At 64.0% G+C, this 14,854-nt stretch carries 15 protein-coding genes, 1 tRNA gene and 1 pseudogene; 10 read left to right on the forward strand and 7 right to left on the reverse strand.

Translation table 11 applies throughout. The features are described from left to right. The 3 genes and pseudogenes from DMX10_RS33280 to DMX10_RS22950 form a co-directional block, all read right to left on the reverse strand. Nucleotides 1–239: pseudogene (locus DMX10_RS33280) on the reverse strand (DNA polymerase III subunit chi); the annotation flags it as partial. A 9-nt stretch (nt 240–248) separates the two neighbouring features. Then, nucleotides 249–668: a DNA polymerase III subunit chi gene (locus tag DMX10_RS22945; protein WP_111263252.1), complete on the reverse strand. Its 420-nt coding sequence runs from the start codon at nt 666–668 to the stop codon at nt 249–251. A gap of 63 nt (nt 669–731) precedes the next feature. Beyond that, the gene (locus DMX10_RS22950; RefSeq protein ID WP_111263253.1) at nt 732–2,216 is read right to left on the reverse strand and encodes a leucyl aminopeptidase; all 1,485 of its coding nucleotides are present in this window, start codon (nt 2,214–2,216) and stop codon (nt 732–734) included. A gap of 143 nt (nt 2,217–2,359) precedes the next feature. Here DMX10_RS22950 and lptF point away from each other — a divergent pair, with 143 nt between their 5' ends. Together lptF and lptG are read left to right on the forward strand one after the other, a co-directional pair. After that, nucleotides 2,360–3,478: an LPS export ABC transporter permease LptF gene (gene lptF / locus DMX10_RS22955; protein ID WP_111263254.1), complete on the forward strand. Its 1,119-nt coding sequence runs from the start codon at nt 2,360–2,362 to the stop codon at nt 3,476–3,478. Then, nucleotides 3,471–4,532, forward strand: coding sequence for an LPS export ABC transporter permease LptG (lptG, locus tag DMX10_RS22960; protein WP_111263255.1), 1,062 nt, complete (start codon nt 3,471–3,473; stop codon nt 4,530–4,532). Before lptF ends, lptG begins: the two co-directional genes overlap by 8 nt. A 62-nt stretch (nt 4,533–4,594) precedes the next feature. Here lptG and DMX10_RS22965 read toward each other — a convergent pair whose 3' ends face one another. The 3 genes from DMX10_RS22965 to DMX10_RS22975 form a co-directional block, all read right to left on the reverse strand. Continuing rightward, nucleotides 4,595–5,092: an RDD family protein gene (locus DMX10_RS22965; protein WP_111263256.1), complete on the reverse strand. Its 498-nt coding sequence runs from the start codon at nt 5,090–5,092 to the stop codon at nt 4,595–4,597. A gap of 112 nt (nt 5,093–5,204) precedes the next feature. After that, a complete protein-coding gene (locus tag DMX10_RS22970; protein WP_003459665.1) occupies nt 5,205–5,417 on the reverse strand; it encodes a cold-shock protein in 213 nt (70 codons plus the stop codon). A 344-nt stretch (nt 5,418–5,761) separates the two neighbouring features. Continuing rightward, nucleotides 5,762–5,848 (reverse strand) — tRNA-Leu (locus tag DMX10_RS22975). Between the two features lie 107 nt (nt 5,849–5,955). Between DMX10_RS22975 and queA the strand changes: the two genes are divergently transcribed. The 6 genes from queA (at nt 5,956) to DMX10_RS23005 (ending at nt 12,131) form a co-directional block, all read left to right on the forward strand. Beyond that, entirely contained in the window at nt 5,956–7,005 is a 1,050-nt protein-coding gene (gene queA, locus DMX10_RS22980; RefSeq protein WP_111263257.1) for a tRNA preQ1(34) S-adenosylmethionine ribosyltransferase-isomerase QueA, read from the forward strand. 14 nt (nt 7,006–7,019) lie between these two features. Beyond that, on the forward strand, nt 7,020–8,135 hold the full coding sequence (gene tgt / locus DMX10_RS22985) for a tRNA guanosine(34) transglycosylase Tgt (protein WP_173173118.1): 1,116 nt from the start codon (nt 7,020–7,022) through the stop codon (nt 8,133–8,135). 56 nt (nt 8,136–8,191) lie between these two features. Then, nucleotides 8,192–8,533 (forward strand): preprotein translocase subunit YajC, encoded by a 342-nt coding sequence (gene yajC, locus DMX10_RS22990; RefSeq protein WP_111263259.1) that lies wholly within the window; start codon nt 8,192–8,194, stop codon nt 8,531–8,533. A 61-nt stretch (nt 8,534–8,594) separates the two neighbouring features. Next, a complete protein-coding gene (gene secD / locus DMX10_RS22995) occupies nt 8,595–10,457 on the forward strand; it encodes a protein translocase subunit SecD (protein ID WP_111263260.1) in 1,863 nt (620 codons plus the stop codon). Nucleotides 10,458–10,464: 7 nt separating this feature from the next. After that, nucleotides 10,465–11,379: a protein translocase subunit SecF gene (gene secF / locus DMX10_RS23000; RefSeq protein ID WP_111263261.1), complete on the forward strand. Its 915-nt coding sequence runs from the start codon at nt 10,465–10,467 to the stop codon at nt 11,377–11,379. A gap of 197 nt (nt 11,380–11,576) precedes the next feature. Next, nucleotides 11,577–12,131, forward strand: coding sequence for a glycine zipper 2TM domain-containing protein (locus DMX10_RS23005; protein ID WP_111263297.1), 555 nt, complete (start codon nt 11,577–11,579; stop codon nt 12,129–12,131). 93 nt (nt 12,132–12,224) lie between these two features. Here the strand turns inward: DMX10_RS23005 and suhB are convergent, their stop codons facing one another. Next, complete coding sequence (gene suhB / locus DMX10_RS23010) at nt 12,225–13,040, reverse strand: inositol-phosphate phosphatase (protein WP_111263262.1); 816 nt, start codon at nt 13,038–13,040, stop codon at nt 12,225–12,227. 146 nt (nt 13,041–13,186) lie between these two features. On the opposite strand from suhB, the gene trmJ reads away from it, so the two are divergent. Continuing rightward, nucleotides 13,187–13,960: a tRNA (cytosine(32)/uridine(32)-2'-O)-methyltransferase TrmJ gene (trmJ, locus tag DMX10_RS23015; protein WP_111263263.1), complete on the forward strand. Its 774-nt coding sequence runs from the start codon at nt 13,187–13,189 to the stop codon at nt 13,958–13,960. After that, a complete protein-coding gene (gene cysE / locus DMX10_RS23020; protein ID WP_111263264.1) occupies nt 13,960–14,736 on the forward strand; it encodes a serine O-acetyltransferase in 777 nt (258 codons plus the stop codon). The genes trmJ and cysE overlap by 1 nt, the downstream gene beginning before the upstream one ends. The last annotated feature ends 118 nt before the right edge of the window (nt 14,737–14,854 follow it).

The following is a 14,854-nucleotide window of genomic DNA, read 5'->3' on the forward strand; positions in this document are numbered from 1 at the left end:
GGGGCGGGCTGCAGGCTGGGTGCCGGGGCCGGGCTGGGTGCGATGGGCTCGGCACCCCGGGGAGCCAGCTCGAAGGGCGGCGCTTCGACGATCTCGGAGAGCAGGGGGATGCTGTCCGGGTCGACGGACTCGGTGAGCAGGGGCGGCTCGCTGCTGGTGTGTTCGTCGAGCAGGGCACGGATCGATTCGAGGTCGTCCAGCAGGTGTGCGGGCTTTTGCGGCGGTCTGGAGTTGTCCATGGGGCGTGCTTAGAGTTCGACTCGCTTTGGATCATAGCCGCGCTGGCGGTAGGTACGGAAATTCTCGCGGCAGGCGGCCAGCAGGGCCGGTTCCTGGTTGACGATCTCGATGATGCGGCTGAAGCGTTCGAGATGCGGCGAGAGGCTGGCGTCGAGGTTGATCAGCAGGCCTTGGGCGGCCTCGGGCTGCTCGTCGCCGCCGATCACCACCGGCGCCTGCGGGTCGTCTTCGTGCAGGCCGTGGGGGATGAAGGTCTCGGCCTTGAAGCGCCACAGCAGTTCGTCCAGCTCGGCGCCCTGGGCCTTGTCGGCGCAGCGCACGAACACCGGCAGGCCATGGCGCCAGGCCTTGCTCGCCAGCTGGCAGGCGGCGCGCAGGCGGTCCGCCGGACTGCTGGAGGAAAGGACGTAGAACTCGACGCGGGTCATGGCTGGGTGTTCCTGAGGTGGGGCGGGTGCCCGGCGGCCTGAGCCGCCGGGCGGTGCGGCAGTTTACACGCGGTCCAGCAGGTACTGGGTGAGCAGGGGCACCGGACGACCGGTGGCGCCCTTGTCCTTGCCGCCGCTGACCCAGGCGGTGCCGGCGATGTCGAGGTGGGCCCAGTGGAATTTCTTGGCGAAGCGCGACAGGAAGCAGCCGGCGGTGATGGTGCCGGCCTTGGGGCCGCCGATGTTGGCGATGTCGGCGAAGGGGCTGTCGAGCTGCTCCTGGTATTCGTCGAACAGCGGCAGTTGCCAGGCGCGGTCGTCGGCGTATTCGCCCGCCTTGAGGAGCTGCTTCACCAGGGCCTCGTTGTTGCCCATGAGGCCGGAGACGTTGCTGCCCAGGGCGACGATGCAGGCGCCGGTGAGGGTGGCGACGTCGATCACCGCCTGGGGCTTGAAGCGCTCGGCGTAGGTGAGGGTATCGCACAGCACCAGGCGGCCTTCGGCGTCGGTGTTGAGGATCTCGACGGTCTGGCCGCTCATGGTGGTGACGATGTCGCCGGGGCGGGTGGCGCCGCCGCTAGGCATGTTCTCGGCGCAGGCCAGCAGGCCGACGACGTTGATCGGCAGCTGCAGCTCGACCAGGGCGCGGAAGGTGCCGAGCACGCTAGCGGCACCGCACATGTCGTACTTCATCTCGTCCATGCCGGCGGCGGGCTTGATGCTGATGCCGCCGGTGTCGAAGGTGATGCCCTTGCCGACCAGGGCGAAGGGTTTGTCGTCCTTCTTGCCGCCCTGGTAGTGGAGCACGATCATCCGCGGTGGCTGGTCGCTGCCCTGGGCGACCGCGAGGAAGGCACCGGCGCCGAGCTCCTTGAGCTTCTTCTCGTCCAGTACTTCGACCTTGAGGTTCTTGTGGGCCTTGGCCAGGGCCTTGGCTTCCTCGGCGAGGAAACTGGGGTGGCAGAGGTTCGGCGGCAGGTTGCCGAGGTCCTTGGTGAAGGCCATGCCGGTGGCGATGGCCCGGGCATGGGCGCTGCCACGCTCGACATCGGCGAGCTCGGCCTTCTCGGCCAGCAGGGTGATCTTCTTCAGGGCCGGGGCATCGGCCTTGGTGCTCTTGAAGCGATCGAAACGGTAGGTGCCGTCGGCCAGGGTCTCCACCAGCAGGCGCGCCTTGCCGTAGGCGTCGCGGCCCTTCACGGCGAGTTCGCCCAGGGCCAGTACCGCATCGCTGCCGCCGAGGCCCTTGAGCACGCCGTTGACGGCGGCGACCACCTTGCGGAACTGGCGGTCGCCGAGTTCGCGCTCCTTGCCCACGCCCACCAGCAGCACGCGTTCGGCCTTGAGGTTGGGCAGGCTGTGCAGCAGCAGGGTCTGGCCGACCTTGCCGGCGATATCGCCACGCTTGAGCAGGGCGGCGATGGCGCCACCGGTGGCGCCATCCAGTGCGCTGGCGGCGGTGCCCAGTTTGCGGCCTTCGCTGACGGCGACGACCAGGGTGGCGGTTTTCAGGGTTTCCGGGCGAGCGCTTTTGACGAGGAATTCCATGACGTATGTCCCCAAGACAAAGAGTCGGGATTGCAGGATATAATGCCGGCCATTTTTCAGTGGTCCGCCGGTTCGGCGGGCTGGCCACAAAGCGGCTAGTTTGAGCGTAGCCGCCTGAGCCTGACAACCCTGGAGTGTCTGGTTTGATTGTCTTCCGTTATCTGTCCCGTGAAGTCCTGGTCACCCTCAGCGCCGTGAGTGCGGTGCTGCTGGTGATCATCATGAGTGGTCGCTTCATCAAGTACCTGGCCCAGGCCGCGCAAGGCGTCCTCGACCCGGGCGTGCTGTTCCTGATCATGGGCTTTCGCCTGCCGGGCTTCCTCGAGCTGATCCTGCCGCTGGGCCTGTTCCTCGGTTTCCTCCTGGCCTATGGCCGGCTCTACCTGGACAGCGAGATGACCGTGCTCGCCGCCACCGGCATGAGCCAGCAGCGCCTGATGGCCTACAGCCTGGCGCCGGCGACCCTGGTGGCGCTGCTGGTTGCCTGGCTGAGCCTGGGCCTGGCCCCGCAGGGCGTGGCGCAGGTGGCACGCATCCTCAATGAGCAGGACGCGCTGACCGAGTTCGACACGCTGGTGCCCGGCCGCTTTCAGACCATGAAGAACGGCACGCGGGTGACCTACACCGAGAGCCTCTCGGCTGATCGCGGCGAGCTGGGTGGAGTGTTCATCTCCGAGAAGCGCCTGTCGCAGGACAACAAGGAACGTGGCATCGGGGTGCTGGTGGCGGAGAAGGGCCGCCAGGTCATCCACGAGGATGGCAGCCGCTACCTGATCCTGGAGAACGGCTACCGCTACGACGGCAACCCGGGCAAGGCCGACTATCGCGCGATCAAGTACGAGACCTACGGCATCCTCCTGCCCAAGCCGGAGATCAGCAGCGAGATCGGCGAGCGCGAGGCGATCCCGACGTCCGAGCTGATCGGCAGCGACAACCCGCGTTACCAGGCGGAGCTGCAGTGGCGGATTTCCATCCCGCTGCTGGTGTTCGTGGTGACCCTGCTGGCGGTGCCGCTGTCGCGGGTCAATCCGCGCCAGGGCCGCTTCCTCAAGCTGCTGCCGGCGATCCTCCTTTATATGGCCTACCTGTCCCTGCTGATCGCTGCGCGCGGCCAGCTGGACAAGGGCAAGATCCCCATGGCGCTCGGCCTCTGGTGGGTGCACGGGATGTTCCTGGTGGTCGGCCTGTCATTGCTTTACTGGGAGCCGTTGCGGCTGAAGTGGGCAGCTCGTCGTGATGCCCGTGAGGTGGCCCATGGTTAGGTTGGATCGTTATATCGGCACCAGCGTGTTCTTCGGCATCCTCGCGGTGCTGGGGGTGATAGTCGGGCTGGCGCTGCTGTTCGCCTTCATCGATGAACTGGGCGACGTCGACGGCTCCTACGGCGTCATGGAAGCGGCCGTCTATGTACTCATGACCACGCCGCGGCGCATCTACGAGATGCTGCCGATGGCCGCGCTGATCGGCAGCCTGATCGGCCTCGGCGGCCTGGCCAGCAGCAGCGAGCTGACCATCATGCGGGCGGCGGGTGTGTCCATCGGGCGCATCGTCTGGGCGGTGATGAAGCCGCTGCTGGTGTTGATGCTGGTGGGCGTGCTGATCGGTGAATACGTCGCGCCCTGGAGCGAGAACCTGGCCCAGGGCAACCGTGCGCTTGCGCAGGGCGGTGGCGAGGCGCAGAGCGCGAAGCGCGGCCAGTGGCATCGCCAGGGCAACCAGTACGTGCACATCAACGCCGTGCAGCCCAATGGCGTGCTCTATGGCGTGACCCGCTACGACTTCGATGGCGAGCGACGCATGCAGTCGGCGAGCTTCGCCCGCCGTGCCATGTACCAGACCGATCACTGGCAGCTGGAAGACGTTTCCACGACCTACTTCCGTGGCGACCACACCGAAGTGATCGAGTCGCCGAACGAGCGCTGGGACATCGAGCTGAGCCCGCAACTGCTGGGCACCGTGGCGATGGAGCCCGAAGCGCTGTCGATCACCGGGCTGTGGCGCTACACCCACTACCTGGCGGACCAGGGGCTGAACAATGGCCGCTACTGGCTGGCGTTCTGGACCAAGGTGCTGCAGCCACTGGTCACCGGTGCGCTGGTGCTGATGGCGATTTCCTTCATCTTCGGTCCGCTGCGATCGGTGACGCTGGGGCAGCGCGTGTTCACCGGCGTGGTGATCGGCTTCGTGGTGCGCATCAGCCAGGACCTGCTCGGGCCATCCAGCCTGGTGTTCGGGTTCTCGCCGCTGCTGGCGGTGCTGATCCCGGCGGGAATCTGCGCGCTGGCTGGCGTGCTGCTGCTGAGGCGCGCGGGGTAGTTCTCCCGGGCAAAAAAAAGCCGGCTGCGAGCCGGCTTTTTCTTGGGTGCGATTCGGCGGCGCTACTTCTTGTGGATGTTCTTCGGCAGCTGCACCACCTGGCTGTCGGAGTACATGTCGTGCCAGCTGCGTTTCTGCTTGTCGAATATCATCCACAGGAAGCCGAGGCCGAAGCAGAGCCAGGAGCCGATGGCGACCACGAAGCGCAGCAGGGCCTGCCACAGGCTGATGGCCGAGCCGTCGCGGTTCTGGATGCGCACGCCCCAGACCTGCATGCCGAGGGTCTGGCCGCCGCGCATCCAGAACTTGCTGAAGAAGGCGAACAGGCTGAGGAACAGCAGGCTGGAGAGTATGGGGTCGCCGATCAGCGCACCTTGCTCGGCCATCTGCCGCAGGCGTTCGCCACCGAAGATCGCGCGCAGTATCACCTGCTGGTAGAAGAGGGTGACCACCATCATCAGGGCCACGCAGAGGAGGAAGTCATAGAAGATCGCGGCGAAGCGACGGATCGGCCCGGCGACGGGGAAGTCGCCTTCGGGGCGCAGTTTCGGGTTCGGCATGGAAAGCCCTTGCAAGCGTGGGGTTGCGACATTCTAAAGGCTGGGCCCTATGGAATCACGGGCATAAAAAAACCCCCGATGTTTCCATCGGGGGTTCTTTCAAGCAGGAGGCTTAGCCCAGGACTTGAACCTGGTCGGCCTGCATGCCTTTTTGACCTTGCACAGCGACGAAGCTGACTTTCTGGCCTTCTTTCAGGCTCTTGAAGCCGTTACCTTCGATTGCGCGGAAGTGCACGAACAGATCCGGACCGCTTTCGGGGGTGATGAAACCAAAACCCTTCTCGTCGTTGAACCACTTAACGGTGCCGTTTTGACGATTCGACATGTCTTATTTCCTTGAAACTAGAGTTGATGACAGCCTCTTGCTTTTCTTAAAGCATAGAGGGCTGGAACTGGTTGCAGAGAGTAAGAGAAGTCGAGCGGGATGTAGCGGATCTGTAGGATCTACTGCACCAGGTCACGATTCAACAGCGACCCATGCAAACACAGTGCGCACACTCTACGCTAACTTTCTTTGAATTGCCAACCCCCCGAAAGCTCAATGCTAGGCGGGGTTTGGGAAGATTTCCAATGCTGATGCACTGCATCTGGAAAAAGGACGCAATAGGAGGATGAAAAGCCGTTGCGGAGGGCTGCAAGTCCGTCGAGGACGAAGGCTTGCTGGAGTCGTGGTGCCCCGGGAGAGACTCGAACTCTCACTCTGTCGCCAGAAACGGATTTTGAATCCGCCGCGTCTACCGATTCCGCCACCGGGGCACGATGGCGGCGCAGTATAGGGAGGCGACCGAGGCGGGTCAATCCGCCTGCGTGGTCAGATTTCCGCATTTCCGTTAATATTCGCGCCCCTGCGAGACGACCCCACCATGCGCGTTGCCGACTTCCACTTCGAGCTCCCCGAGCACCTCATCGCCCGCCATCCCCTGAGCGAGCGCCGCGCCAGCCGCCTGCTGGTGCTGGACGGCCCCACCGGCGAACTGGCCCACAAGGGTTTCGCCGACCTGCTGGGCTACCTGCGCCCCGGAGACCTGATGGTGTTCAACAACACCCGGGTCATCCCGGCGCGCCTGTTCGGCCAGAAAGCCTCTGGCGGCAAGCTGGAAATCCTCGTGGAGCGCGTGCTGGACAGCCACCGCGTGCTCGCCCATGTGCGTTCGAGCAAGTCGCCCAAGCCGGGTTCGACCATCCTCATCGACGGTGGCGCCGAGGCGACCATGCTTGCGCGGCACGATGCGCTGTTCGAGCTGGGCTTCGCCGAAGAGGTGCTGCCCTTGCTTGATCGCCTCGGGCACATGCCATTGCCTCCTTATATAGACAGGCCGGACGAGGATGCCGATCGCGAGCGCTACCAGACTGTCTATGCACGCCATGCCGGTGCCGTCGCGGCGCCCACGGCCGGGCTGCATTTCGACGAGGCGCTGCTGGAATCCATCGCGGCCAAGGGCGTCGAGACGGCCTTCGTCACCCTGCACGTCGGGGCCGGCACCTTCCAGCCGGTTCGTGTCGAGCGTATCGAGGAGCACCACATGCACCGCGAGTGGCTCCAGGTCGACCAGGAGGTCGTGGATGCGGTCGCCGCCTGCCGTGCGCGAGGGGGGCGGGTGATCGCCGTAGGAACTACCAGCGTGCGTTCGCTGGAAAGCGCCGCGCGGGACGGTACGCTCAAGCCCTTCAGTGGCGATACCGACATCTTCATCTACCCGGGCAAGCCGTTCCATGTGGTGGATGCCCTGGTGACCAATTTCCATCTTCCCGAATCCACCCTGCTGATGCTGGTGTCGGCCTTCGCCGGCTACCCGGAGACCATGGCTGCCTATGCGGCGGCGGTCGAGCAGGGCTATCGCTTCTTCAGTTACGGTGATGCCATGTTCATCACCCGCAACCCCGCACCGCGCGGGCCCGAGGACCAAGCATGACACGCACCTGCCGCATGACCTTCGAACTGCTGGCCACCGAAGGCAAGGCCCGTCGTGGCCGCCTGACCTTCCCCCGTGGCGTGGTCGAGACGCCGGCCTTCATGCCGGTCGGCACCTATGGGACGGTGAAGGGCATGCTGCCGCGCGACATCGAGGCCATCGGCGCGCAGATCATCCTCGGCAACACCTTCCACCTCTGGCTGCGCCCGGGCATGGAAGTGATCAAGCGTCACGGCGACCTGCACGACTTCATGCAATGGCAGGGGCCGATCCTCACCGACTCGGGGGGCTTCCAGGTGTTCAGCCTGGGCGCGATGCGCAAGATCAAGGAGGAGGGCGTGACCTTCGCCTCCCCAGTCGACGGCGCCAAGGTATTCATGGGGCCCGAGGAGTCGATGCAGGTCCAGCGCGACCTCGGCTCGGACATCGTGATGATCTTCGACGAGTGCACGCCCTATCCGGCGGATTTCGACGTGGCCAGGCGCTCCATGGAGCTGTCGCTGCGTTGGGCCGGCCGTTCCAAGGCCGCCCACGGCGAAAGCACCGCTGCGCTGTTCGGCATCGTCCAGGGCGGCATGCATGAAGAGCTGCGCATGCGTTCGCTCGAAGGGCTGGACCGGATCGGCTTCGATGGTCTGGCCATCGGTGGGCTGTCGGTGGGGGAGCCCAAGGAAGAGATGATCCGCGTGCTCGACTACCTGCCGGCGCAGATGCCGGCCGACAAGCCGCGCTACCTGATGGGTGTCGGCAAGCCGGAGGATCTTGTGGAGGGCGTACGGCGCGGCGTCGATATGTTCGACTGCGTGATGCCCACCCGCAACGCGCGCAACGGCCACCTTTTCGTCGAGACCGGGGTGCTGAAGATCCGCAACTCGGTGCACAAGCACGATGATTCGCCGCTGGATCCGAGCTGCGACTGTTACACCTGCAAACATTTCTCCAGGGCCTATCTGCACCATCTGGACAAATGCGGCGAAATGCTCGGCAGCATGTTGAATACAATCCACAACTTGCGGCATTACCAGCGCCTTATGGCTGGTTTGCGCGAGGCAATCCAACAGGGTAAATTGGCCGCCTTTGTCGATGCCTTCTATGCCCGGCGCGGACTACCGACACCGCCCCTGGACTGATAACGCCGCATATATAGAGCTGAACATTCTTCGTATTTTCGCAACAGGAGTGCTACATGAGCTTTCTGATTCCCGCCGCCTATGCCGACGCCGCTGCCCCGGCAGCCGCCGCTGGTCCCGCCGGCACCGGCTTTGAGTGGGTTTTCCTGATCGGTTTCCTGGTCATCTTCTACCTGATGATCTGGCGTCCCCAGTCCAAGCGCGCCAAGGAACACAAGAACCTGCTGGGCAACCTGCAGAAGGGCGACGAAGTGGTCACCTCCGGCGGTATCGCTGGCAAGGTGGTCAAGGTTTCCGATGACTTCGTGGTCATCGAGGTTTCCGATACCGTCGAGCTTAAGATCCAGAAGGTCGCCATCGCGGCCACGCTGCCGAAAGGCACGCTGAAAGCCATCTAACGATTCGTTCTTCACCATTCACGGGGCGCCTAAGGCGCCCCGCGTCATAACGGGCGGTGTCATGCTCAACAAATACCCTCTGTGGAAATATCTGCTGATCCTGGCGGTTCTCGCCCTCGGCCTGGTTTATTCCGCTCCCAACCTCTACCCCGATGACCCGGCCATCCAGGTATCCGGCAACAGCACGGCGCTGAAGATCCAGCAGGGCGATCTCGATCGCTCCGTGGCGGCTCTCAAGCAGGCCGGGATCGAAGTGAAAAGTGCTAGCGTCAGCGAGCGCGGTGGCCTGCTGCGCCTGACGAAGCTGGGCGATCAGTTGCCGGCCAAGGATGTCGTGCGCAAGATCCTGGGGGACGACTACGTGGTCGCGCTCAACCTGGCACCGACCACTCCTGACTGGCTGCGCAGCGTGCATGCGACGCCGATGAAGCTCGGCCTCGACCTCTCCGGTGGCGTGCACTTCCTGCTGGAAGTGGACATGGAGAAAGCCGTATCCGCCCGCGTGAAGATCTACGAAGGCGAAGTCCGCACCCTGCTGCGCAAGGAGCGCGTGCGTTACCGCAGCCTGCCGGGCATCGACAATGGCTTCCAGCTCGGCTTCAGCGACCAGGAGTCGCTGGAAAAAGCCCAGTCGCTGATCCGCAAATCCTTCACCGACTTCGATCTGAAGACCGCCGAGCGTGGCGACCAGCAGGTGATGAGCCTGACCCTGACCCAGGCCAAGCTGACCGAGATCCGCGAATACTCGATCAAGCAGAACCTGACCACCGTCCGCAACCGTGTGAACGAGTTGGGCGTCTCCGAGCCGCTGGTGCAGCGCCAGGGCGCCAACCGCATCGTGGTCGAGCTGCCAGGCGTGCAGGACACCGCCGAAGCCAAGCGCATCCTGGGCAAGACCGCCAACCTCGAATTCCGCCTCGCCGCTGCACCCGATGCCAGCAAGGCCAGCACCGAATCCTTCGAATTCCGTGAGCCGGGGCGCCCGCCCGTGCCGCTGGAGCGCAGCCTGATCATCACCGGTGACCAGGTCACCGATGCCCAGGCCAGCTATGACGAGAACGGCCGCCCGCAGGTGAACATCCGTCTGGATGGCCACGGTGGCGAGCTGATGAACCGTGCCACCCGCAACAACGTCGGTCGCAGCATGGCGGTGATCTTCATCGAGCAGCGCCCGTTGACCCGCTACGTCAAGCAGGTGGTCGACGGCGTCGAGCAGGAAGTTGCGATCCAGAGCTTCAAGGAAGAGAAGAAGATCATCAGCCTGGCGACCATCCAGTCGCCGCTGGGCAGCCAGTTCCGCATCACCGGCCTGAACGGCCAGGGCGAGTCCTCCGAGCTGGCTCTGCTGCTGCGCGCCGGTGGCCTGGCCGCACCGATGTACTTCGCCGAGGAACGCACCATCGGTCCGAGCCTGGGTGCCGAGAACATTATCAAGGGCATCGAATCCACCGAGTGGGCGATGATCTTCGTGTCGCTGTTCATCATCGCCATCTACCGTTTCTTCGGTGTGCTGGCGACCGTTGCTCTGGCCTTCAACCTGGCGCTGCTGGTAGGGCTGATGTCCGCGATCGGTGCGACCCTCACCCTGCCGGGCATCGCGGGTATCGTGCTGACCCTGGGCATGGCGGTGGACGCCAACGTGCTGATCTTCTCGCGGATACGCGAGGAGCTGGCCAATGGCATGTCCGTGCAGCGTGCCATTCATGAAGGTTTCGACCGCGCCTATGCGGCGATCGTCGACTCCAACCTGACCACCCTGCTGGTGGGCGGCATTCTCTTCGCGCTGGGTACTGGCCCGATCAAGGGCTTCGCCGTCACCATGTCGCTGGGTATTGTCACCTCGATGTTCACTGCGATCATGTTCACCCGTGGTCTGGTCAACCTGATCTTCGGTGGCCGTAACTTCAAGAAACTGTGGATCTGAGGCAGCCATGATCAAGTCAACAATCCGCTTCATGGCGATCCGCAATTTCGCGTTCGCCGTCACCGTCGTCATCAGCCTGATCGGTATCGGTGCGCTGTTCATGAAGGGCCTTAACTTCGGCCTGGACTTCACCGGCGGCACCCTGATCGAGCTGGCGTACGAGAAGCCCGCCAACCTCGAGCTGATCAAGGAAGAGCTGGGCCAGGCCGGCTACCGCGATGCCGTTGTGCAGAGCTTCGGTGCCAGCACCGATGTGCTGGTACGCCTGGCGGGTGAAGACCCCCAGTTGGGTAACCAGGTTGCCGCGTCCCTGCGCAAGATCGACGCCGAGAGCAAGTTCGTGGTCAAGCGCGTCGAGTTCGTCGGTCCGCAGGTGGGCGAAGAGCTGCGTGACCAGGGTGGCCTCGCCATGCTGCTCGCGCTGGGCGGTGTCCTGCTGTATCTGGCATTCCGCTTCCAGTGGAAGTTCGGCGTCGGTGCGGTCGCTTCCCTGGTGCACGACGTGATCGTCACCCTCGGCATCCTCGCGTTCTTCCAGTTGCCGTTCGACCTGACCGTGCTGGCGGCTGTGCTGGCGATGATCGGTTATTCGCTGAACGACACCATCATCATCTTCGACCGTATCCGCGAGAACTTCCGCGTATTGCGCAAGGCCGACCTGATCGAGAACATCGACGTCTCGTGCACCCAGACCCTGTTGCGTACCATCGCCACCTCCACTTCCACCGCGCTGGCTCTGGTCGCGCTGCTGGTGTTCGGTGGCGACAGCCTGCACGGCTTCGCGGTCGCGCTGCTGGTGGGTGTGGTCGTGGGTACCTATTCCTCGATCTACATCAGCGCCCCGGTGCTGATCTGGCTGGGCCTGAGTTCGGAGGATCTGATTCCTCCGGCCGTGGCCACCGAGGTGGACGAGCGTCCCTGAGTTTGAGTGTGCTGCCAGAAGGGCCTGCATCTGCAGGCCCTTTTTGTTTGGGGCGGTGTTCATCTCGCAGGGGCGCGGTGTGATGGTTGTCCCAGTCGATGGCGTGGGATAGGTCCTACGGGAACTCGGGAAAAAAGCTGTACTCCAAGGCAGGGAGTAGGGCGCAGATGCGCCGGTTGATGAACCAGGAGGTCCATGTGAACAAGTCGATGCTCGTCGGCGCCGTTTTGGGTGCGGTCGGTGTAACCGCCGGTGGCGCTGTCGCTACCTACAGCCTTGTGGGTAATGGCCCCGAATATGCCGAGGTGCTCGCGGTGCAGCCGGTCAAGGAAACCTTCAAGACCCCGCGTGAGGTCTGCAAGGACGTCGCCGTGACCCGGCAGAAGCCTGTCCAGGACCAGCACCAGATCGCCGGTACCGTGCTGGGTGCGGTGGCGGGTGGTCTGCTGGGCAACCAGATCGGTGGTGGCAACGGCAAGAAGATCGCTACGGTCGCAGGCGCCGTGGGCGGTGGTTATGCCGGCAACAAGGTGCAGGAGCACATGCAGAACAGCGACACCTACACCACCACCGAAACCCGTTGCAACACCGTCCAGGAGACCAACGAGAAGGTCGTCGCCTACGACGTGCAATACCAGTTGGATGGCAAGGTGAACCAGGTGCGCATGGATCATGACCCGGGTGCGCAGATTCCGGTTACCAAGGAAGGTCGTCTGGTACTGACCCAGCGGCAGGCCGGCATCCAGCAGTGATTGCCGGATGAAATGAAGAAGGCGCCTCCGGGCGCCTTTTTCTTGGGCATGAAAAACCCGGCGCCAGGCCGGGTTCTTCGTAACGCGAGCGTATCAGCGCTTCAGCGACGGCGGCAGGTGCGGCTGGATGGCAGTTAGCACGGCCTTGAAGCACTTGGTGTTGCCCGCGACGATGTGGCCTTTCTCGAGGAAGTCGTGGGCACCGGTGAAGTCGCTCACCAGGCCGCCCGCTTCCTGTACCAGCAGGGCGCCAGCGGCCATGTCCCACTCGGACAGGCCGAATTCCCAGAAGGCATCGAAGCGGCCAGCGGCGACATAGGCCAGGTCCAGGCTGGCGGAGCCGGCGCGGCGGATGCCGGCGGTCTGGCCGACCAGGCTGCGGAACATGTTCAGGTAGTTGTCGAGGTTATCCAGCTGGCTGTCGCGGAAGGGGAAGCCGGTGCCCAGGAGGGCGCCTTCCAGGCTCTTGCGCGGGCTGACGCGCAGTCGGCGGCCGTTGAGAGCGGCGCCACGGCCGCGGCTGGCGGTGAACTCTTCCTGGCGGACCGGATCGAGTACCACGGCGTGTTCCAGGCGACCCTTGTATTTGCAGGCGATGCTCACCGCGAAGTGTGGTACGCCGCGGATGAAGTTGGTGGTGCCGTCCAGCGGGTCGATGATCCACTGGTAGTCGGCGCCTTCGCCGGTGCCGGCGATGGAGCCGCCTTCTTCGCCGAGGATGCTGTGGGTCGGGTAGGCCTTGCGCAGGGCCTGGACGATGGTTTCTTCGGCGGCGCGGTCGACCTCGGTGACGTAGTCCTTGGCGTCCTTCTCGTTCACCGAAATCACGTCCAGGCGCTCGATGGAGCGGAAGATCAATTCACCGGCGCTGCGAGCGGCGCGCAGGGCGATATTCAGCATAGGCTGCATGGGGGAGTCACCTGGGTCGTTAAAGAAAGCCGGACATACTAACAGAAAAGCGTCGCTCATGAAGTGCAGGCCGGCGGTTTCATGGCGTTTGACCGAGTGCTTCTGTAAGATTTCACGCCCTGAAGTCTAGGTTTGGAGCCAGCGCCTTGCTGCAAAACATTCGCGTGGTCCTGGTCGGCACCAGCCACCCCGGCAATATCGGTGGGGCGGCGCGTGCCATGAAGAACATGGGGTTGTCGCGCCTGGTACTGGTCGCGCCCGAGCAATTCCCGCATCAGGAAGCCTGGGCGCGCGCCTCCGGTGCCGACGACATCCTCGAATCCGCGCACGTCGTCGCGACCCTGGAAGAGGCGTTGATCGGCTGCAGCATGGTCTATGGCACCAGTGCGCGTGATCGTCATATCCCCTGGCCGTTGCTCGACCCCCGGGAGTGCGGGGTGAGCTGCGTCGAGCAGATCGAGGGCGGCTCCGAGGTGGCGCTGGTATTCGGTCGCGAATACGCCGGCCTGACCAACGAAGAGCTGCAGCGCTGCCAGTTCCATGTCCATATCCCCTCCGACCCCGCGTTCGGTTCGTTGAACCTGGCGGCTGCCGTCCAAGTGCTGACCTATGAGGCGCGCATGGCGTGGCTCGCCGTACAGGGCAAGCCGACCAAGATGGAGAAGGTCGAGCTGACCGCCGAGGAAAATCTCCAGCCGGTGACGGTGGATGAGCTGGAGTTGTTCTTCGGCCACCTCGAACGGACCCTGGTGGAAATCGGCTTTCTCGATCCTGAACGGCCGCGCCACCTGATGTCACGGCTGCGCCGCCTTTATGGGCGCAGTGCGATCAGCAAGCTCGAGATGAATATCCTGCGCGGCATTCTGACGGAAACCCAGAAAGCGGCGCGTGGAGAGATCCAGAAGCGGAGAGAGAAGTGATGTTCGAACGCATGCGAGAAGACATTCAGAGCGTATTCCACCGTGACCCGGCTGCGCGCAATGCCTTCGAGGTGCTCACCTGCTACCCCGGTCTGCATGCCATCTGGCTGCACCGTCTGGCCCATGCCCTGTGGCTGGCCGGCTGGAAGTGGCTGGCGCGACTGGTATCGAACTTCGGCCGCTGGATGACCGGCATCGAGATTCACCCGGGGGCGCGGATCGGCCGGCGCTTCTTCATCGACCACGGCATGGGCATCGTCATCGGCGAGACCGCCGAGATCGGCAACGACGTGACGCTCTATCAGGGGGTGACGCTGGGCGGCACCAGCTGGAATGCCGGCAAGCGCCATCCGACGCTGGAAGATGGCGTGGTGGTCGGGGCGGGGGCCAAGGTGCTCGGTCCGTTCACGGTCGGGGCCGGTGCCAAGATCGGTTCCAATGCCGTGGTGACCAAGGCGGTGCCTGCGGGGGCTACCGCAGTAGGGATTCCTGGGCGGATCATCGTCAAGGAGGATCCGGAGAAGACGGCGAAGCGCCAGGCGATTGCCGAGAAGTTCGGGTTCGATGCCTATGGCGTAGGCCAGGACATGCCAGACCCCGTGGCGCGGGCGATCGGTCAGTTGCTCGACCATGTCCAGGCGGTGGACGAACGTCTCGAGGGCATGTGCAGGGCGCTGACTGCGTTGGGGAGCGACTACTGCGCCAGCGCCTTGCCGGAGCTGCGCGACGAAGACTTCGAGGGTGTGAAGGATCAGGCGCGCCCGCCAGCGGCCTGATAGGCGTGGTGGTGCGTTTCTGATATCATGCGCGCCCCTGTATCTGCTAAATCCGACTATTTTGATAGGTCTTATAGTTGACTTGAATAGTCGGGAATAGCATACTCGCTGGCAAATC

Origin of the sequence: Pseudomonas sp. 57B-090624, assembly GCF_003234055.1 — a bacterium.
In the GTDB taxonomy this organism is placed as follows: Bacteria; Pseudomonadota; Gammaproteobacteria; order Pseudomonadales; family Pseudomonadaceae; genus Metapseudomonas; species Metapseudomonas tohonis.